The sequence below is a fragment of the Acinetobacter sp. LUNF3 genome (assembly GCF_022699605.1).
Lineage (GTDB): Bacteria > Pseudomonadota > Gammaproteobacteria > Pseudomonadales > Moraxellaceae > Acinetobacter > Acinetobacter johnsonii.
Genome location: NZ_CP093968.1, coordinates 236,533 through 256,184 on the forward strand (window position 1 = coordinate 236,533; position 19,652 = coordinate 256,184).

A 19,652-nucleotide genomic window follows, 5' to 3' on the forward strand; every position below is an offset into this window, starting at 1 on the left:
CCTATACTTTATTTTCTAAAGGAAGACTCAGCATAAAAATTGCTTTTATTAGGACATTATTTCAACTAGTTGAATGACTTGCACACGATTAATAAACGCATTAGAGTGTAGAAAAACTACTGTCTATTTGGTTCTATGTTATCTCGTCGGAAACTCCCATCTTTAAATGCTTTGCGTGCTTTTGAATCGGCAGGACGGAAGTTGAGTTTCCGTGCTGCTGCGGATGAACTGGGAGTTACCCAAGGTGCGATTGCTCAGCAGGTCCGGGCATTGGAGGAACATCTGGGGGTTACACTATTTCAGCGTCTTCCAAGAGGACTGGCTTTGACTCCAGAGGGAGCTAATTACTTGGTCAATATGACTCATGCCTTTGATATTCTTACAGAATAAACGGAATCGATTTTGGATCAACCTGATAGCGTAACCATTAGTGTAACTCCGACGATTGCTGCCAAGTTGTTGATCCCTCTTTTAGGTAAACTACATACATCATTGCCTGATATCAAGCTGCATACATTAGCTACTGAAGCTGTATCAGATTTTGATCGGGATCAGGTTGATATTGCTGTACGCCTTACTAAAAAGTCATTTCCAGAGAATTTGGAAGCGCAGTTATTGTTCCGTCAGGAACTGATTGTTGTGGCAAGTCCTTTTCTTGTCCAAGATTTAACTCTTCCTTTAAAGCCTGAACAATTAATATCAATGCCACTTCTACATGATGCTCACGATAACTGGCCCAAGTTCCTAAATACAAATGTTAAGTTATCTGGACTTGTTTTTAGTCAAACCACTCTGGCATTAGACGCTGCTTTGTCAGGGCAAGGCATTGCGTTAGCATGCCGAGCCTTTGTAGATGAAGAGATTAAATCAGGAAAACTGGTACAGGTTGTTTCGGAAATAATGACCATTGAACCAAGTTATTATCTTGTACGGAAAAAATCCTCACACTCTAATACTACTGTGAACAAGATTTGGCAGTGGTGTATAGAATATCTTGGTACTAATTAAAAAACTCTTTAAGTAATTGACTTATATATTCTTACTTTATTGGTTATATATGTGGTCATATAGACATAACCTCTTTTTCATTTGCAGGTGTTATTGGAGTTAATGTGGTCATCCTTTTATATCGACCAAGATGGTGTTTGTTATCTGCTTTGATTTTGTAAGTATAATTTTTCTTGGATTTAGTATTATTAATTACAGATAAATTTGGATTAGTGAATGTATGTCTTATAAAAACATCTTTCTTTATATTCTCTTTGAATACATTGTCGAGCTCTATAATTATATTCTGTTGGATAATAATCTCACTACTTCCCATAAAGGTGCTGATAGATAGTAGAGAGTCCCTAATCAAGGTAAAAGTACAAGAAAATTTATTATTGATCTGAACTGCTTTTATTGCTTTGGCAGTTTCAAAAACATCGCGGTATTCTTCAATACTAAACGTAATGTCACTTTTGAATGGTAATTCGATATGAAGAACATTACAAATGAGTCTGCAATAATAAGTATATGATAGTAAAGGTAATAGTCTGGAAAAATAAGTTTTTCCAATTGAGGTGCTTGAAGAGAATACTTCTAAACCATCTATATATATGATTGCTTTGAATTCTTTACTATTTGACAATGATTTATAAAATTTAAAAATTTGATCAAAGTAAGGTAATTTAGATAAGTTTTTGTTATCCCATAACTGGAAGTTTAAATCCAGATTAAAACCATCCTTTATAGGTTGTCCAGAATATGGAATTTTATTGATTTTAAAACTTAGAAGATGATTATATTTCATGGAGGAAAAGGAAAAGGTTTCTTTTCCTAATATCAATTCATCTTCAAAACTCATAAGCGTTTCACCCTCTTCATCCTGTATCTCAACAATGGCAGTTCTTTTATTATTGGGCTCAATAATCAGGATGCCATCCTTTAGGTTCTGGGGAAATATTGAGTCTAGCCCTAATGAGTTGGTGGTTACCTTGGCAATATCACATGAGAGAGTTTGGCCATGATCTATTAAGTCCGAAAATTTTTCATTATATTCAGATGGATCAATAGGAATAAAGTTGATGATAACAGGATCATCTGTATCTTCTTTAACATTGATCTCAAAGTGGTTAGAACCATTGATAAAAGAGTATTCCACATCTAGCCGTGGGTCTAATTTATGAATATATGATTTTACAGCTCTTGCTACTTCTGAGATGGAAGTCTGCATTCGATCAGATAGGTTTACTCCTATACCTTGTAATAAGGTACGATGAACTTTGTAGTCTGCCTCATTCTGCGTATAAAGCCTTGAGTTTGAATTAATTTTTATTCTATGTTCTGCTTCTTTCTTCCAATGGTGCAATAAAGGGGCTGGATAAGCCTCTGGTTCCCTATCTATTTTTATAGAGCAATGTGCACAAAGCCAAATTGCATTATTGATGTCTTTTCTTTCTTCAGTTGTCATCTCTGCCTTATAGCGAGGACCACCGATAGATGCAGCACAAATATGTGCTGCTACACCTGTATCAATTACTTTTGTTGGATCAGTCGCTTGAGGCTCCACTGTTAGAACATAGCATTCAGGGTTTGAACAACAGTTTGATACTCTGCGACGTAGTGCATCAATTGTTCTTTGGGTGAAATTATCTCTTGTTCTTTTTGACATATATATTCATAAATGTAGTTAATTAATTAGATTTTGAAGAACTGATATTAGAAGTCAATAAGCTATATTGATTTATAAGAATTTTTATAGGTATGGCATAGGAGGTTATATTGATATAACCTCCCATTATTTGTCATTTCTTTCGGGTTAAAGGTGAAACGGAAAGCAGGTCATTATGATGGTGAACGTCCTTTATATCATTGTGGGGCTCTTGCAAACCTTCAAGAATCGGACAATCAGGTCTATTATCACCAGCACAGCAGTCGATTAAGTCCTTGAGAGTATTCGCCATTTGCTGTAGGTCATTGATACGTTCTTCCAGCTTTTCAATATGACCCTGAGCCAGGCGTTTGACATCAGCACTCTGTCTACTGCGGTTATTCCATAAATCGAGTAGGTCTGATATTTCCGCTACTGAAAAACCGAGTTCACGACTTCGTTTGATAAACTTTAAACGTTCAACATCATTTACTGAGTAAGAGCGATATCCTGCATTATTACGTCCAGCAGCGGGAATCAGGCCAATCTGCTCGTAATAACGAATCATCTTGGCGGTAACTCCTGAAGCTTTAGAGACTTTACCAATGTTCATCATATCCTCCTTAGCCTTGACTGACGGATGGTGACTGGAATCGACGTAAACGTAATGCATTACCGAGTACAAATACACTGGACAAAGCCATTGCACCTGCTGCAAAGATTGGGGACATCAGTATTCCATAGGCTGGGTACAATATACCAGCAGCAACAGGAATCAACATGGTGTTATAGGCAAATGCCCAGAATAAGTTCTGATGAATATTACCAATCGTTGCTTTGGACAAGGCAATCGCATTGGCAACACCTTGTAAGTTCCCTGACATTAACACGACATCGGCAGATTCAATTGCAACATCTGTACCTGTACCAATCGCAAGTCCCACATCAGCTTCAGCCAAAGCTGGCGCATCGTTAATACCATCACCCACAAAAGCGATATGGCCATATTTTGCTTTCAGCTCTTTAACCGCACTAACTTTACCCTCTGGTAAAACTTCAGCAATCACTTCATCAATACCCAATTGTTTGGCAATCGCTTGAGCAGTACGAACATTGTCACCAGTAACCATTGCCACCTTAAGCCCTAATTGGTGTAGAGCCTTAATCGCTGCTGGCGTTGTGGATTTGATTGGGTCGGCAACTGCAATAATTCCTGCTAGTTCGCCATCGACAGCAACATAAAGAGGGGATTTACCCTCATCACCAAGACGCTGAGCTGTAACAGCAAATGGAGCAACATCAATACCAAGTTGAACCATATAACGGTCTGCACCAATATTGATTTTTTCATTACCATTGATGGTTGCATAGACACCCATACCAGTGACTGAATCAAAGGTATCGACTTTAGGTAGAGCTAGGTTTTCACTTTTTGCCGCATCAACAATTGCTTTAGCAATCGGATGTTCAGAACGGGATTCGACAGCCGCAACCATGCCTAGAACATAATCACGCTCAAACAATTGGGTTACTTCAAAGTCAGTCAGCACAGGATGACCCTCTGTCAACGTCCCTGTTTTATCAACTGCAACAACTTTAGCATCTTTTAATAGTTGTAAGGCTTCACCTTTACGGAACAACACTCCTAACTCTGCACCACGACCTGTACCCACCATAATTGAGGTTGGTGTCGCTAATCCCATTGCACACGGGCAGGCAATGATCAGCACTGCCACAGCATTAACCAACGCAAAGGTTAAGGCTGGTGATGGACCAAAAATAAGCCAGACTAGGAATGTAAGTACTGCGGCAATCATCACCGCAGGGACAAACCATAAGGTAACTTTATCCACCACAGCTTGAATCGGCATTTTAGAACCCTGTGCTTGCTCAACCAAACGAATGATTTGAGCCAGCATAGTTTCGCCACCCACCGCCACAGCGGTAAAGGTCAACGTGCCATTCTGGTTAATGGTGCCGCCTACCACATCACTGCCGATGCCTTTCTCAACAGGGATTGGTTCACCCGTAATCATGGATTCATCAACAAAACTTTTTCCATCAGTGACTTGACCATCGACAGGGATTCTTTCACCTGGTTTCACAATGATAATGTCATCTGCAACCACTTGGTCTAGTGCAATATCTACCATTTGGCCATCGCGTAAAACATGGGCAGTTTTGGCCTGTAAGCTGACTAAACGCTGGATTGCTTCAGATGTTCGCCCTTTGGCTTTTGCTTCAAGAAAACGACCCAGTAAGATTAATGCCACAATCACCGCAGCAGCTTCGTAATATACATTTACCGTTCCTGTGGGAAGGATGTTGGGTATGAATGTGGCAACAATAGAAAATAGGTAAGCTGCTAATGTACCAACCGCAACCAGCGAGTTCATATCAGGTGCTAAACGGAGTAATGCAGGCAAACCTTTTAGATAGAATCTTCGTCCTGGAATAACTAAAACCAACGTGGTCAGGATGAATTGTAAATACCAGCTATTCTGCATCCCAATAGTTTGATCAATCAGTTGATGAACACCAGGGATAAGGTGAGATCCCATTTCCAAAATAAATACAGGCAAAACCAATAGGGTTGCAAGAATCAAATCACGCTTAAGTTCAGCACGTTCTTGATCTTTTTTCTCAAGCAGCTCTGTCTGGTCAGGAATAGAAGCTTGAATTTCTGTGGCATCGTAACCAGCTTTATCAATTGCGGTAATCAAGTCATCGACATTTGCTGAACCACTGACCGTTGCACGCTCAGTCGCAAGATTGACATTGGCCTCTTTTACACCTGCAACGGCTTTAAGGGCTTTTTCGACACGACCTACACAACTAGCACAGGTCATGCCTTTAATTGATAATTCAATATTATTTGCGGGCACGTCATAACCTGATTGTTCAATGGCATGAACCAGTACCTGACGATCCACAGGCTGATCAAGTACAATATCTGCACGTTCTGTCGCTAGATTGACCGAGGCAGACTGTACACCATCAACTTTTTTGAGTGCTGTTTCAACACGCCCAACACAGCTGGCACATGTCATCCCTTCAATTTTTAATGTAACTTTCATATTATTAGAAAGCTTATCTGTTGCCTTTCCCATAAGATATACCTATAGTGCTTACCCAATTATTAAGAGCATAAACCTTGCCATTATGGGAAGGTCAAGGGTAGAATATGTAAACATATATATTTTCTAAATAATAGGAATTTAAGTATTAGTATGAATTTTAATAATCACCCGATACCATTATCTCAAGATGAGATTATGTCTTTAGCTGAAACATTTCGGCTATTAGGTGATGCTTCACGACTTAAAATTCTACTTTTTTGTATGCGGGGGCCTAGTTCAGTAGGTGAAATCAGTGATGCTCTTGATTTATCCCAATCTTTAGTCAGTCATAATCTTCGTTTATTGCGTTCAGCTCGTTTAGTCAAAGGCGAAAGACAATCTAAACAAGTATTTTATGAGATTGATGATTTACATGTTAGTCAGGTTTTATTAGATATGGCAAGTCATATTAGTGAGGAGCACTAATTTATAGTAGTACGTAATGTATTGCAAAAATATCTAAATTAAATAACTTTAAGGGGAAAGAGGGTTATAGGAATTCTTTATTTTTATTACTCTAAACAAGAAATATATCATGCATTTATTTAAGTTATCAGTATCATCTACAAAAAGTTAAGATCAAGGGCATATAATTAAGAAATGTCTAGCTATATGCCTTGATATCTATTTGAGGAAAGTGCTATCTGTTTTTAACAGCAACTTGTAGTGTTATCTTCAAATGCACTTAATCGGCAGAAACAGGATGCTTCAATATTAATATCAGCCGAGGCAAGTGCTATATCACGTTGCAGCGAAATATCTCGAGCTTCTTTCTCTAGACCTAGTTTTGCTAAACACTCATAAAGTCCATGAAGACTCCATACATTGTTAGGGCGAATTCGGCGACGTCCAAGGTCACCTTCTAGCCCCAGTTCAATCCGATATTCTTGGGCTGCTACTTCAAAGTTTCCTTGTTCCATATTAAGTGCGCAGAATGCATGCCGAACTGGTTGTAACCAAGCTGGAGGATCACAATAAGGAAGAGCATCTTCTAATTTAATGCCTTCTCGCAAGATTGCGAATGCTTCTTTCGTATTACCTTTACGATACTCAATTTCGCCATGAATCATTTTGGCAGCAATTTTTAAAGCTTCGACCTCTTTAACAGGTATAGAGTTAAAGCGCTCTTCTGATACATTAGCTACTGCTTTTATAAAAGACTCTCTTTCTTTTTCGGCCTCTTTAACTCTTCTTAATGAAGCAAATGCTATGCCTTTTGCGTAGTGAATCATTGCGGTTGTGGAACTATATAGACCTTTATCTTTAGGTAGCTCAAGTTTCAGAATATCTTCCCACATGCCAAATCTAATCATAACATGTGGTAGTGTTGTGCAATGGCTTTCAGTTAAATTAGCCATTGGCGGTGTAGTGATATGTAGTACTTCGGGTGTTAAAATGTCATTGATACGATGAGCCATAAATAACGCTTCCTGTGATTTACCTGCCATCATTGCACCATAAGCACCTACCATTAAATTATGAACGCGATACAAGATATTCCAACCACCTGGATTCTTTTCTCTAGAAAAATATCTTTCATCGGCTGCGATTGCATCAAGATTAGAATAAACCACTCGACGCCAATCTCCGCATGCATTATCAATATGTGTGGACATATGGGCTAAATGTGACCCATCAGGTGATAAATTACGAAGGTTATCAGCAGCTGGCAATGCAACTTCAGGATAAGGTGACATTTCCATTAAATGTATATAGAGATGATTAATTACAGGATGACGATTTGCCCCAGGTTTAGTGAAAGCAACTTCAAGCACGTTTCTAGCTTCAACTGTACCTAAACCTATGGCTTCACCGGTATCTAAATCCCACAATTTACGAGGGCTCAAGCACATGAGTGCATCTGCAAACATTGCAGCTGCATCAAGATCATTAGAATATTTTTCATAAAATGATCTCATAGCTTGAGCATATGCAAAATTCAGCTCATGAAAGTCTTGTTCATCTATAGTCACGTGTTTTGGAAAGCGTGGAGCAAGGGCATCAATTAAATCTTTCTCAAATTGTGTCGCATTATGAGTCGCTGCTAACTTTGCTTGTTCCATAATTTCATTAATATATGGAATGGTATTCTGTAAGTCTGAAGGATCAAATAAATGCCAAGCTTTATTGTAATTTGGACCAGATGCAAAGGCGATGCCCCAATAAGCCATTGCGCATTTTGCATCATGTTCTAGAGCTTTCTTAAAACAATTTATGGCTTCACTCGGATTGAAACAATATGTCCATAATAAGCCACGATCAAACCAAAGTTGAGTATCAGGAGATGACGTAGTTATTTGACGCTGGTAATCTCCTAAATTGTAGTATTTATCAGACATTAAAGTCTCCTCATCAGTGAATAACAATAAAGATTTAAGGTTAGTGATTATGTCCAGCGTGTGGATCAATTTGAGTTGGGTTTTCTAAGCTACAAGTACTATTGCCTTGCCAATCAATGGCTATAGTTGGATGTTCAATAGAAAATTTGGATTTTAGCTCATTCTCAATGTTGAGAGTTAATGTCGCGAGGTCAACTCCATCTTTGGGTTTGACATGCAACGTTGCCATAGATCTACCTGATGTAATCATCCAAATATGTATATGGGTAATTTTTTCAATACCACTTACATTTTTCAAAAGATATTCAGTGATCTCTTGGGCATTAGCATTCTCAGGAGCACCCTCAAGTAAAATATGAAGAGTACGTTTAAATAAAGACCATGCGCTGCGTAGTACAAGTAAAGAAACTAGAACAGATAAAATTGGATCGATAGGAGTCCAGCCTGTGTACCAAATCACTATGGCAGCAATAATTGCTCCAACAGAGCCGAGTAAATCGCCCATTACATGGAGAATAGCTCCTTTAACATTGACATGTTCTGTATCGCCTCTTGTTAAGTACCATAAAACAAATAAGTTAACGAGCATACCTATAATAGCAACGATAAACATCGGTCCTGCCATGACAGGTTGAGGTGATTGAAAGCGTTCAATAGCCTCATAAATAATCCATCCAACGATTGCGAATAATGTAAGAGAATTCATTAAGCCAGCAATAACTTCGAATCGCATGTATCCAAATGTTTTTGAATTATCTGCAATGCGGCGACCGAAACGAAAGGCAGCATAAGCTAAACCTAAGGCAACGGCATCTGTAAGCATATGCCCTGCATCAGCCAGAAGTGCGAGTGAACCAGAGATGATTCCTCCAGTGGCTTCTACAAGCATGAACCCGAAAATGATAAAAAACGAAATCAGAATTTTTCTTTCGTTTCCGTTACTCACATCAGGAACATGTGAATGATCATGACCTTCATGCGAATGATCATGACCTTCATGCGAATGATCATGACATTTATGATTGTGATCGCGTTGATTACTCATGTATAAAAACCTAACATGTATATATTTTTACATATGAATATATGTTCATATGTAAAAATTGTCAAATTTAATTTATTAATTTTAATATAATCAATGGCATGTGCCATTTTTGAGCTAATAGGGAATCAAATTTTCTAAAGTAATACTGTTTTTACTTATTCTAAGAGAAATTTCTACTTAGGATAAAATGAATAATTTGACAGTCTAATACTGGAGGGATATTGCATGAATTTAATTTCCATAGACGGAGGTATGTTTTATAAAGCTGAAAAAACGGACTATTAAACTTATAGAAATTCACTTTTTAATAATTCATATAAATATATGTTCATTTGTATAATCTATTCAGATCACCCTATTGACCTTCCAATTATTGGAAACATTAGCATGTGTGCAACTGCTACAGAAACCTATCCAGAGTGATGTAGCTTTGCATAAAAGGTGAATATCATGAAAAAACGAATGACAGCGGTTGCTGTAGCAGTAGTGATTGCTATCTCAGGTGGTCTGCTGTACACAGCAAAAAATATATCGGATCAACCCAAGCAACAAGCTAGTTCAGCTCAAATGCCTATTCCTCAGGTTCCAGTTGCGGAAGTAATTACACAAGAACTTAATCCAACTGCCGAATATACAGGCTACTTATCGGCACCACAAAGCGTTGAAATCAAGTCCCGAGTCGGTGGTGTCATTAATAGTGTTAGTGTTCCTGAGGGCAGTTATGTTCGTAAGGGACAGGTATTATTTAAAATTGATCCTGCACCTTTTCAGGTTGCTCTGAAGACAGCCCAGGCACGACTGAAAGCAGCAGAGGTTCAGTATAGCCAGGCTGTTCTGGATTTTAACCGGGCAAATAAACTGGTCGAAAGTGGTGCCGTCTCCAATAAGGTTTATGACGATGCACTGGCAACCAAAAATAACCGTCAGGCTCAAGTACAGGAGGCTCAGGCAGCCGTCAGTGCAGCGAAGCTGGATTTATCTTATACCAATATTACAGCACCGATTTCAGGACGTATTGACCGTGTTCTTGTCACCAGTGGTAACTTGATTGCAGGTGGAAATACAGGCAATGCCACAGCCTTAACCACCATCGTTTCAGTCAATCCGCTGTATGTTTATTTTGACCTTGATGAAAAAACCTTTCTCAATCTAAAGGGACAAAATAAATCTGGACAATTCAACTTGCCAATCGAAATGGGATTGGCAAATACAGAAACTTATCCTTATACAGGGAAATTAAACTTTGTAAGTACTCAAATTGACCAGCGTACAGGGACGCTACGGGTTAGGGCATCTATTACCAATGATTCAGGTGAATTAGCACCAGGTATGTTTGCCAGAGTTAAGCTGACCACTGGAAATAAACAGTCCACCATTCTGATAGATGATCAGGCGGTGGGTACAGATCAGGGCAATAATTTTGTTCTGGTTCTTGGTTCGAATAATACGGTTGAATTTAGGCCTGTAACACTTGGCTCGGTCGTTGATGGATTGCGGATTATTAGCAGTGGTCTGCAAACTGGCGATAAAGTCATTATTAAAGGGCTGGTTCGCCCAGGAATGCAGGTCAAGCCAAATATCGTTCCAATGCAAACGCCTACTCCGACTGAAAGTGCCGCACAGGGGAAATAAGCCATGAAGAATTTCCCTCATTTCTTTGTTAATCGGCCAATATTTGCGGTCGTGATCTCTGTGCTGATCGTCATTCTCGGTGCTTTATCACTGTTTAAACTGCCATTGAGTGAATATCCAGCCATTACACCACCGACTGTACAGGTCATGGCAAGTTATCCTGGTGCCAACCCCAAAATCATTGCCGAGACGGTTTCCTCCCCTCTGGAACAAGCCGTGAACGGTGTTGAGAACATGTTGTATATGAGTTCTCAAACCGCAGCCGATGGCAAGATGGTACTGACCGTCACCTTTAAACAGGGTACAGACCCTGATAAAGCACAGATACAGGTACAAAACAGGGTTTCTCGTGCATTGCCACGCTTACCTGAAGAAGTTCAACGCATTGGTGTGGTCACTGAAAAAACCTCACCCGATATTCTCATGGTCATCAATTTGGTGTCATCCAACAAGAATCATGATCCACTATATTTGTCCAACTATGCACTGTTAAATGTGCGTGATGAGCTTGCACGTTTACCAGGTGTTGGAAATATCGAGATTGGTGGTGCTGGTGAATATTCGATGCGTGTCTGGATTGATCCTGAAAAAGTGGCTGCCCGTGGTTTAACCGCCAATGATGTGGTTGCAGCCATTCGTGAACAAAACATGCAGGTTGCTGCGGGTTCTGTTGGTCAACAACCAAATACAACATCGGCCTATCAAGTTACTGTTAATACGCTGGGACGTTTAACCACTGAAGAGCAATTCAGTGAAATCGTGGTTAAAGCTGGTGACACTGGACAAATCACACGCCTGAAAGATGTTGCACGAATTGAACTGGGTTCTGATGCTTATACCATGCGAGCTTTACTGGATGGTAAGCCAACATCTGCCTTACAAATCTTTATGACACCAGGTGCCAATGCACTCGATGTTTCAAGTGAAGTCCGTGAAACGATGGCAGAATTGAAGAAAAGCTTCCCTGACGGTGTGGATTATAAAATTCCTTATGATCCAAATATTTTCGTAAAAGCTTCTTTGAAATCAGTCATTACCACTCTGTTAGAAGCCATTGCACTGGTTGTGCTTGTTGTCATCCTGTTCCTGCAAACATGGCGTGCATCCATTATTCCTTTAATTGCCGTTCCCGTTTCACTGATTGGTACGTTTGCAATTATGTATTATTTCGGCTTCTCCCTAAATACATTGACCTTATTTGGACTGGTACTGTCGATTGGTATTGTGGTCGATGATGCAATTGTGGTGGTGGAGAACGTAGAACGGCATATTGCATTAGGCGAATCACCAAAAGAAGCTGCCCGTAAGGCAATGTCTGAGGTGACAGGGCCAATTATCGCGATTACTGCGGTTTTATCTGCTGTATTTATTCCATCGGCATTTCTTACAGGATTGCAGGGTGAGTTCTATCGCCAATTTGCCTTGACCATTGCGATTTCAACCATCTTATCTGCAATCAACTCTTTAACACTTTCACCAGCTTTAGCAGGTATCTTGCTTAAACCACATCAAGCTGGAAATAAAAAACGTGATTTAACCGAACGCTTATTTGGTTGGTTCTTTAGAGGATTCAATCGGTTCTTTGATAAGGCATCGGACAAATATGTAGGTGCAGTCCGCAAGGGGGTACGTTTAAGTGCCATCATGCTGATTTTGTATGTAGGTTTTCTTGGCCTAACTTGGTTAGGTTTTAACAAAGTGCCGCAAGGCTTTGTTCCTGCACAGGACAAGTATTATCTAGTTGGTATCGCCCAGTTACCTACAGGCGCATCTTTAGACCGCACAGAAGCTGTAGTTAAACAGATGACGGAAATTGCACTGAATGAACCTGGTGTGGAAAGCGTCATGGCATTCCCAGGCTTTACACCAAGTGGTCCAGTCAATGTACCAAACTCTGCCTTGATGTTTGCCATGCTTGATCCATTTGAGGCTCGTCAGGACCCCTCATTATCAGCAGGAGCAATTGCTGGAAAATTAATGGGTAAATTCAGTCAGATTCCTGACGGATTTGCGGGCATCTTTCCACCACCACCAGTACCTGGCTTAGGTTCTATGGGCGGATTCAAGCTACAAATTGAAGATCGGGCTGGTTTAGGCTTTGAAACACTGGCACGTGTACAGGGCGAGATTATGGCGAAAGCCTCTCAGACGCCTGAACTTGTCGGTATGCTTGCGAGTTTCCAGGCAAATGCTCCACAGATTGAAGTTGATATTGACCGTGTAAAAGCGAAGTCACAAGGTGTACCACTGACCGATATTTTTGAAACACTACAAATCAATCTGGGGTCAATCTATATCAATGACTTTAATCGGTTTGGTCGTACTTATCGTGTAATTGCTCAGGCAGATTCCCCATTCCGTATGCAACCAGAGAACATTAATCTGTTAAAGGTGAGAAATGCAGCGGGAGACATGATTCCGCTTTCGACCTTTGTCACGATTAAGCGTAGTTCTGGCCCTGATCGTGTTATGCACTATAACAGTTTCCCATCAGCCGATATTAGTGGTAACGCTGCATCAGGTTATTCATCTGGTCAGGCAACTGCCGCAATTGAAAAAATTGTGCAGGAAACATTGCCACAAGGTATGACCTATGAATGGACCGATCTGGTCTATCAGGAAAAGAATACAGGCAATACTGCGGTCATGGTTTTTGCTCTAGCAATTATTTTGGCGTTCCTTTTCCTTGCAGCTCAATACAACAGTTGGTCAATGCCTTTTGCAGTATTACTTATTGCACCAATGGCCTTGTTATCTGCGATTGTAGGTGTTTGGGTAACTGGTAGTGATAACAACATCTTTACCCAGATTGGCTTTGTTGTTCTGGTGGGACTTGCTGCAAAAAATGCCATCTTAATTGTGGAGTTTGCCCGAGCCAAAGAGGATGAGGGTTTGAATCCTTTTGATGCAGTACTTGAAGCAGCCCGATTAAGATTACGCCCGATTCTAATGACCTCAATTGCATTTATTGCTGGTGTGATACCACTGGTATTAGCCACAGGTGCTGGTGCAGAAATGCGTCATGCCATGGGTATCGCTGTTTTCTCTGGAATGCTGGGCGTGACAATCTTTGGTTTGCTGTTTACACCCATTTTCTATGTCGTCATTCGTAATTTTATTCTGCGTAGAGAACAGGCCAAAGCACTGGTACAGGAGGGTTCAAAATGAAAAATTTAACACTTCATTTAAACCGATACACCTTCCTCAAGAAAATGAGTGTACTAACCACTGCCACTATTCTTGCAGGATGTTCAATGGCACCCATATATGAGCGACCTGTCTCTCCTGTGTCGGAACACTATCCAACAGGAGAGGCTTATCCAGGGCTGCAAGTGAACAATGGAAAGCAAACAGTCGCAGCCGATATTGGCTGGCGTGACTTTTATACCGATCCTGTCTTACTCCAACTCATCGATCATGCATTGAAAAACAATCATGATTTTAAGGTGACAGCTTTAAATGTTGAGGCGATAGAAGCACAGTATCGTATTCGTCGTGCTGACCGTTTACCGCATGTGGGTGTTACCGCAGAGTCAGCCAGTCAGCGTTTACCGTCTGATCTTGCTTATAACCCCCGCATGTATCAGGTTGGTGTTACTTCGGTCGCATGGGAAGTCGATTTATGGGGCCGAGTACGCAGTCTGAGTGATCAGGCTTTACAGAACTATTTGGCTTCTAAAGAGGTCCAGACAGCATCACAGTTAAGTCTGGTATCCGCAGTTGCTAATGCTTATCTGGTCTATAAGGCCGATCAGGAAACGTTAGGTTTAACCAAGGCGACTTTGGCGACACAGCAGAAATCCTATGACTTGACCAGGAAACTTGTTGATGTTGGTAATGCAACCCGATTTGATTTACGTCAAGCTGAAATAGGACTGCGCACCGCACAAACCAATTATGCAAAATTCTTGCGTATTACTGCACAGGATCGTAATGCTCTGGTGTTACTTCTGGGTTCACCATTAACACAGGAATTGGCGGCCCAATTGGACCAGTCCCCCAAAATTCCTGATCAGGTTGTTATGCAGGATATACCAGTTGGTTTGCCATCGGATCTACTTCAACGTCGTCCAGACATTCGTGCCGCAGAACATAAGCTTCAGGCTGCGAATGCAAACATTGGAGCAGCCCGTGCAGCATTTTTTCCATCCATTACCCTAACGGGTTCGGCGGGTACGGCAAGTTCCAGTCTGGATAATCTATTTAATGCAGGTACAGGTGCATGGAGTTTTATGCCCAAGATTAACTTGCCCATATTTAATGCAGGTTTAAATCAGGCAAATCTGGATCGCTCACACATCATGAAGCAGATTGAAGTCATCAACTATGACAAATCTATTCAAACAGCTTTTCGTGAAGTTGCTGATGGGCTGGCTGGCAAGTCCACACTAGATGAACAGATCAAATCGCAGCAGCAAATGATTGCGGCCAGCCAGGATGCCCATAAGTTGGCAACCTTACGTTTTGATGCTGGTGAAGATAATTATCTCGCAGTCCTCGACTCACAACGAACTCTGTATGCATCTCAGCAGGCACTTATACAGACCCGCCTGGAACGCCTGAATAATCAGGTCAACCTCTACAAGGCATTAGGTGGAGGCTGGAATGAACATACCGTACAGATTGAACGTAAATCTTTGAAATAGCACATCGATGGAATTCATCTTTTGATGGAAAGAGATGAATTCCTGACAAGATGAAACAGAATATGAGGTCATATAAATGAAATTTATTATCCATGATATAGAAAACTTCCCATTTGTTGAGTTTAAGCAAGATCAGGCAGTTCCAGGTTATTCACCTCAATGGCAGTTGGAAATGCAGGAATTCTTGGAAATGAGCAGTCCGTTTGTGATTGTTTATGATCAATTATCAATGCAAGAAACACCTGAAGACTTTAAACAACGTGGTCTTTGGCTTAAAAACCATAAAGATGAACTTAATCAGTTATGTAAGGCAATTATCTGCATTGAACCTGATCAGGAAAAAAGAGTTGCCATCAGAAAGATGACGGAAATGGCTGTAAAGGCATTTGGCATTCCTTATGAAATCGTCAATACCAGGGAAGACGCCGAACGGATTGTGGATGAACTTATTCAAGTCTAAGGTGAATATGATGAACACTATTTATATCAATCAATTGAAGCAAGATGTTGATGGTCAAGGGAAAAAATCAAAGCCTTTTTTCATGACATTCTTACTCATTCTTATGACGTTAGGATTAGCTTCAATTTCGCATGCAAAAGCACCGATCAATACAGCTTTGGAAACCGTGGAGAGCTATCTTAATATCTGGAATGGTACGCAGCCAGATGACCTGACTAAAGTTCTTGACACGAATGTTGAGTATTTCAATACAAGTAATGAAGAAAACCGTAAAGGTACAGCATCTGTAATTGAGGTACCCAAGTTTTTATTAACAGTCATTCCTGATCGGAAGATGACGCTTACATCCCCGCCACTCATTGTTGGTGATAAGGTTGCTGTCGAATGGCAGCTTCAGGGAACCCTCAATAAAAAAGACCAGTCTGGTAAAAAAGACGCAAAAGTAATCACTTTTAAAGGTGCTTCATTTTTTGAGGTTAAAAATAATAAGATTATATACATCGGTGATTACTACAACAATCATCCATTGCGTAGTCAGTTAGAGCCATAATCAGGAGTGCTATAAAATGTCTTCGCACAACCATACACAAGATCACAAACATAACCACTCTGAACATGATCATAACCATGATCATTCTGGGCATAAGCATAGTCATGGTAACACCCATAAGCACAACCATGATCACTCAGGACACCATCATGGTCATGGTGGTCATGATCACGACCACGATCATGACCACAGCCATATCCCAAGTAATAAAAAAATTCTGACCATAAGCTTTTTACTGATTACCATTTTTATGGTAGTGGAATTTATAGGTGGTTTTATTACCAATAGTTTGGCCTTGATTTCAGATGCCGGTCACATGCTGAGTGACTCTGTTGCACTTGGTATTGCACTTGCAGCAGTCTTCATCGGTCAAAAACAGATTACCAAAAATAAAACATACGGCTATCAACGCTTTGAAATACTGGCTGCTGCATTGAATGGTATTACACTGGTTGGTATCGCACTGTATATCTTTATTGAGGCAATTCTACGGTTTCAGCAACCACAACATATTGAAGTACAAGGGATGTTGATCGTTGCTAGTATTGGATTGCTGATTAATATCATTGTTGCAGTAATGATTTTTAAAGGTAGTGATACCGAACACGACTTGAATATGCGAGGTGCTTACCTGCATGTACTCAGTGATTTGTTAGGTTCTATTGGCGCAATTGCTGCTGCGCTATGTATCTACTTCTTTGGATGGGCCTGGGCAGATACTTTAGCCAGTGTTCTAGTTGCAATACTTGTTCTTCGCAGTGGATATTCAGTTGTAGTAAAGGCTTCGCATGTTTTAATGCAGGGTACACCAGAAAAATTTGACTTGGCAGAAATCAAAGAAACCATTCTTCAAGACCAGCGAATTCAGGGTGTACATGATTTACATATATGGAGTCTGACAAGTAAACGTTATATTTTATCCTGCCATATTGTTGTGAGTGAAGAAATGAGTATGCAGGAAGTGCAGATACTCTTACATGATCTGGAGAATGTCATACAAAATCTAGGTATTGAGCATGTCACTATTCAGGCTGAAACATCACTCAACAATCACGATGATATTCATCATTGCATTATTGAAAATATACCAAAGGATTCAGAACACTGAGTTTAAAAAGGTTAAATATTCCTAATATAGGTGCTTATCTAATCACAAGTGGTACCCAAGTTTAATGGCACTTAAAAGTGCCATTAAACTATATATAATTCAATTTGATATGTAATAAAATTACCCATAGGAAAGAATTATGGACTAGGCTAAAAGAAGATGGTCACAATTGTAAGATTCGAATATTATTTTTCCTCCTTTTCCTCCTTTTCCTCCTTTTCCTCCTTTTCCTCCTTTTCCTCCTTTTCCTCCTTTTCCTCCTTTTCCTCCTTTAACTTGATATTCGTGATTCCAATTTTTCTTAGAGCATTCAATAACGTTGATTCACCCTCTGACAAGCCAGCAGATTTTGAATGTCTAAAAACAAATAATTGAGTAACCAAATTGGAGCCTAGGAGAGTTGTCGTATAAGAGCCCTCTGACAAAGGCAGGCTCTCCATGAGCCCAGAAATATACTGCTCAAATTGTTCTGCGGTTCTTGACCTAAATATTAGACCAGCATGCCCACGCTCCTTGAGAACACTTTCCCCATCTACAGTTGAAACGTAAGTCGCTGGTTGTATATCGAAAAGATAAACTGGAGGGCAATTTACAAGAGATAATCGGATGACCAATGCTCCACGAAGTGCTGTTTTATTTGAGTTTGCATAACACCAATTTTTATAAGTTTGTTTTTCTCCATCTGTAATATCTTTATTATTTAATGTTTCTGAATTAACGAAAAAGGCCATGAGAGTGGGTTTATCGCGGTAATCAAACTCTTCCTCAAAAGTATAATAGTGGACTGCATTGACAATACTGGGATTTAACGAGCGAGCCTTTAAACATGCATTCCATAGGCCCATGATTCTTCCATGATCTGGAGCTTCAAACTCTGTATCTCCATTAGTGGTCGGGTTAATTTGGACATTTAGAACTTCCTTAGAGCTATCAGGTTCTCCTGTACCAACTGTATTGGTTTCTTTAGTATTTTTCTTTCTCTGTGGCTGGGTGATGGTTCTTTCATACTTTGTTTTACTTTTTTCCCCGATAGGGCCTGAACCTAACCATGTAAATTCATGACCTAAAATAACCGATTGTAATAATGGTTTGCGCCCTCCTTGATCTTCAGATACGTTAATCTGACCAGGACCTAGTTGCAACTGAGGAGGATTAGGTGAGTTGACATCTACAGGTTTCTTAATGCGGTGAATTACCTTTGGAACACGTCTGATAAGTGTTTGATCAGGTAGTTCTATTCCAAGGATTGTCAAGGCTAAAAAAGCATTGGTGTCAGGAATACAAAAACCTGAAACCCTAATTTTTCTCGTTTCCTTATGCCATGGCATTACTTTAGGGTATATATGGTTTCTTTGGATAAAATCATCATGTTTTGCAATACTGCTAAATAAGATTCTTACGGCATCTTGGGTATATTTGCTATATTTATAGTAGGCAATAAATACATGATCATCTGTTGTGAGGCTATCACCTATAAGGATCGTCCAGGTGTTTTCTTCTTCTGGATGAGGGGTGTAGAGCCGTTCATGTCTTTCGGTCTCATCATATGTTGTCAGAATTCTAGGAAGTTCTGTAGAGAGACCATATCCTCTCACCAGAAACTCAAAACAAGGTACGAGTAGTTCCTTATATTCCTGATCCGTTAAGGAGAAAGAAATGCAATTCTCACGTTGGCTTGGATTAATATAAAATTTATTCTTGTCTGAGAAGAAATGATCTATTCTCCCTGTCTTTTCGTCTCGCTTATATGCTTGAACATAGGTATGTGTAAAATCCGTATGGTCAATATCAAACTCCCTTATTTCAAAGGGAAGATAGTCAACTAATCGTTCATGGTGCCAAACTGTTCCAATAGGCCAAGACACCAAATCTGTTATATTTGCATCAATAAAAATAAAATTATCTGTGGGTGTGTAATCTTCCAGAAGTTCCCTAAAAGCCACATGAACTTTAGGTTGAGCATTTCTACGATCAGCTTTTGCTAACGCTCCATACCACCACACCATTAAGAACTTTTCAGCATTGGATTCAAGAACTTTGAATGCCGGTGATTTTGTTTTATCTGGAGAGTTATCAGTATTTTTTTCATTAGAATGATTGTTCATGGTCAACCTCTCT

General features: G+C 39.9%; 13 protein-coding genes and 1 pseudogene. 8 read left to right on the forward strand and 6 right to left on the reverse strand.

From position 1 onward, the window contains the following. Positions 1-135: 135 nt before the first annotated feature. Positions 136-1,008: pseudogene (locus MN200_RS01150) on the forward strand (LysR substrate-binding domain-containing protein). Between the two features lie 55 nt (positions 1,009-1,063). Here the strand turns inward: MN200_RS01150 and MN200_RS01155 are convergent. The 3 genes from MN200_RS01155 to MN200_RS01165 form a co-directional block, all read right to left on the reverse strand. Further along, the gene (locus MN200_RS01155) at positions 1,064-2,656 is read right to left on the reverse strand and encodes a hypothetical protein (protein ID WP_023187991.1); all 1,593 of its coding nucleotides are present in this window, start codon (positions 2,654-2,656) and stop codon (positions 1,064-1,066) included. Between the two features lie 133 nt (positions 2,657-2,789). Then, entirely contained in the window at positions 2,790-3,248 is a 459-nt protein-coding gene (gene cueR, locus MN200_RS01160; RefSeq protein ID WP_023187990.1) for a Cu(I)-responsive transcriptional regulator, read from the reverse strand. Between the two features lie 10 nt (positions 3,249-3,258). Beyond that, positions 3,259-5,745 carry a heavy metal translocating P-type ATPase gene (locus MN200_RS01165; protein WP_242759930.1) on the reverse strand — a complete coding sequence of 829 codons (2,487 nt, stop codon included), beginning with the start codon at positions 5,743-5,745 and terminating at the stop codon, positions 3,259-3,261. A 120-nt stretch (positions 5,746-5,865) separates the two neighbouring features. Here MN200_RS01165 and MN200_RS01170 point away from each other — a divergent pair, with 120 nt between their 5' ends. After that, complete coding sequence (locus MN200_RS01170) at positions 5,866-6,180, forward strand: metalloregulator ArsR/SmtB family transcription factor (protein WP_023187988.1); 315 nt, start codon at positions 5,866-5,868, stop codon at positions 6,178-6,180. 224 nt (positions 6,181-6,404) lie between these two features. Here MN200_RS01170 and MN200_RS01175 read toward each other — a convergent pair whose 3' ends face one another. Both MN200_RS01175 and MN200_RS01180 read right to left on the reverse strand, forming a co-directional pair. After that, a complete protein-coding gene (locus MN200_RS01175) occupies positions 6,405-8,093 on the reverse strand; it encodes a hypothetical protein (protein WP_023187987.1) in 1,689 nt (562 codons plus the stop codon). Between the two features lie 40 nt (positions 8,094-8,133). Beyond that, entirely contained in the window at positions 8,134-9,138 is a 1,005-nt protein-coding gene (locus MN200_RS01180) for a cation diffusion facilitator family transporter (protein WP_023187986.1), read from the reverse strand. 450 nt (positions 9,139-9,588) lie between these two features. Here MN200_RS01180 and MN200_RS01185 point away from each other — a divergent pair, with 450 nt between their 5' ends. The 6 genes from MN200_RS01185 (at position 9,589) to MN200_RS01210 (ending at position 17,534) form a co-directional block, all read left to right on the forward strand. Continuing rightward, on the forward strand, positions 9,589-10,770 hold the full coding sequence (locus MN200_RS01185; protein ID WP_023187985.1) for an efflux RND transporter periplasmic adaptor subunit: 1,182 nt from the start codon (positions 9,589-9,591) through the stop codon (positions 10,768-10,770). A gap of 3 nt (positions 10,771-10,773) precedes the next feature. Then, entirely contained in the window at positions 10,774-13,938 is a 3,165-nt protein-coding gene (locus tag MN200_RS01190; RefSeq protein WP_008942230.1) for an efflux RND transporter permease subunit, read from the forward strand. Beyond that, complete coding sequence (locus MN200_RS01195; RefSeq protein ID WP_008942231.1) at positions 13,935-15,416, forward strand: efflux transporter outer membrane subunit; 1,482 nt, start codon at positions 13,935-13,937, stop codon at positions 15,414-15,416. Before MN200_RS01190 ends, MN200_RS01195 begins: the two co-directional genes overlap by 4 nt. A gap of 76 nt (positions 15,417-15,492) precedes the next feature. Then, positions 15,493-15,876 (forward strand): hypothetical protein, encoded by a 384-nt coding sequence (locus MN200_RS01200; RefSeq protein WP_008942232.1) that lies wholly within the window; start codon positions 15,493-15,495, stop codon positions 15,874-15,876. A 7-nt stretch (positions 15,877-15,883) separates the two neighbouring features. Then, positions 15,884-16,426 (forward strand): ester cyclase, encoded by a 543-nt coding sequence (locus tag MN200_RS01205; protein WP_023270948.1) that lies wholly within the window; start codon positions 15,884-15,886, stop codon positions 16,424-16,426. A 16-nt stretch (positions 16,427-16,442) separates the two neighbouring features. Beyond that, complete coding sequence (locus MN200_RS01210; RefSeq protein ID WP_008942234.1) at positions 16,443-17,534, forward strand: cation diffusion facilitator family transporter; 1,092 nt, start codon at positions 16,443-16,445, stop codon at positions 17,532-17,534. A gap of 185 nt (positions 17,535-17,719) precedes the next feature. Here the strand turns inward: MN200_RS01210 and MN200_RS01215 are convergent, their stop codons facing one another. After that, entirely contained in the window at positions 17,720-19,639 is a 1,920-nt protein-coding gene (locus tag MN200_RS01215; RefSeq protein WP_058868718.1) for a hypothetical protein, read from the reverse strand. Between the last annotated feature and the right edge of the window lie 13 nt (positions 19,640-19,652).

Excerpts from the sequence above, each read along its gene's own strand:
- MN200_RS01155 (WP_023187991.1), bottom strand. The coding sequence starts at position 2,656 with ATGTCAAAAAGAACAAGAGATAATTTCACCCAAAGAACAATTGATGCA.
- cueR (WP_023187990.1), bottom strand. The coding sequence starts at position 3,248 with ATGAACATTGGTAAAGTCTCTAAAGCTTCAGGAGTTACCGCCAAGATG.
- MN200_RS01165 (WP_242759930.1), bottom strand. The coding sequence starts at position 5,745 with ATGGGAAAGGCAACAGATAAGCTTTCTAATAATATGAAAGTTACATTA.
- MN200_RS01170 (WP_023187988.1), top strand. The coding sequence starts at position 5,866 with ATGAATTTTAATAATCACCCGATACCATTATCTCAAGATGAGATTATG.
- MN200_RS01175 (WP_023187987.1), bottom strand. The coding sequence starts at position 8,093 with ATGTCTGATAAATACTACAATTTAGGAGATTACCAGCGTCAAATAACT.
- MN200_RS01180 (WP_023187986.1), bottom strand. The coding sequence starts at position 9,138 with ATGAGTAATCAACGCGATCACAATCATAAATGTCATGATCATTCGCAT.
- MN200_RS01185 (WP_023187985.1), top strand. The coding sequence starts at position 9,589 with ATGAAAAAACGAATGACAGCGGTTGCTGTAGCAGTAGTGATTGCTATC.
- MN200_RS01190 (WP_008942230.1), top strand. The coding sequence starts at position 10,774 with ATGAAGAATTTCCCTCATTTCTTTGTTAATCGGCCAATATTTGCGGTC.
- MN200_RS01195 (WP_008942231.1), top strand. The coding sequence starts at position 13,935 with ATGAAAAATTTAACACTTCATTTAAACCGATACACCTTCCTCAAGAAA.
- MN200_RS01200 (WP_008942232.1), top strand. The coding sequence starts at position 15,493 with ATGAAATTTATTATCCATGATATAGAAAACTTCCCATTTGTTGAGTTT.
- MN200_RS01205 (WP_023270948.1), top strand. The coding sequence starts at position 15,884 with ATGATGAACACTATTTATATCAATCAATTGAAGCAAGATGTTGATGGT.
- MN200_RS01210 (WP_008942234.1), top strand. The coding sequence starts at position 16,443 with ATGTCTTCGCACAACCATACACAAGATCACAAACATAACCACTCTGAA.
- MN200_RS01215 (WP_058868718.1), bottom strand. The coding sequence starts at position 19,639 with ATGAACAATCATTCTAATGAAAAAAATACTGATAACTCTCCAGATAAA.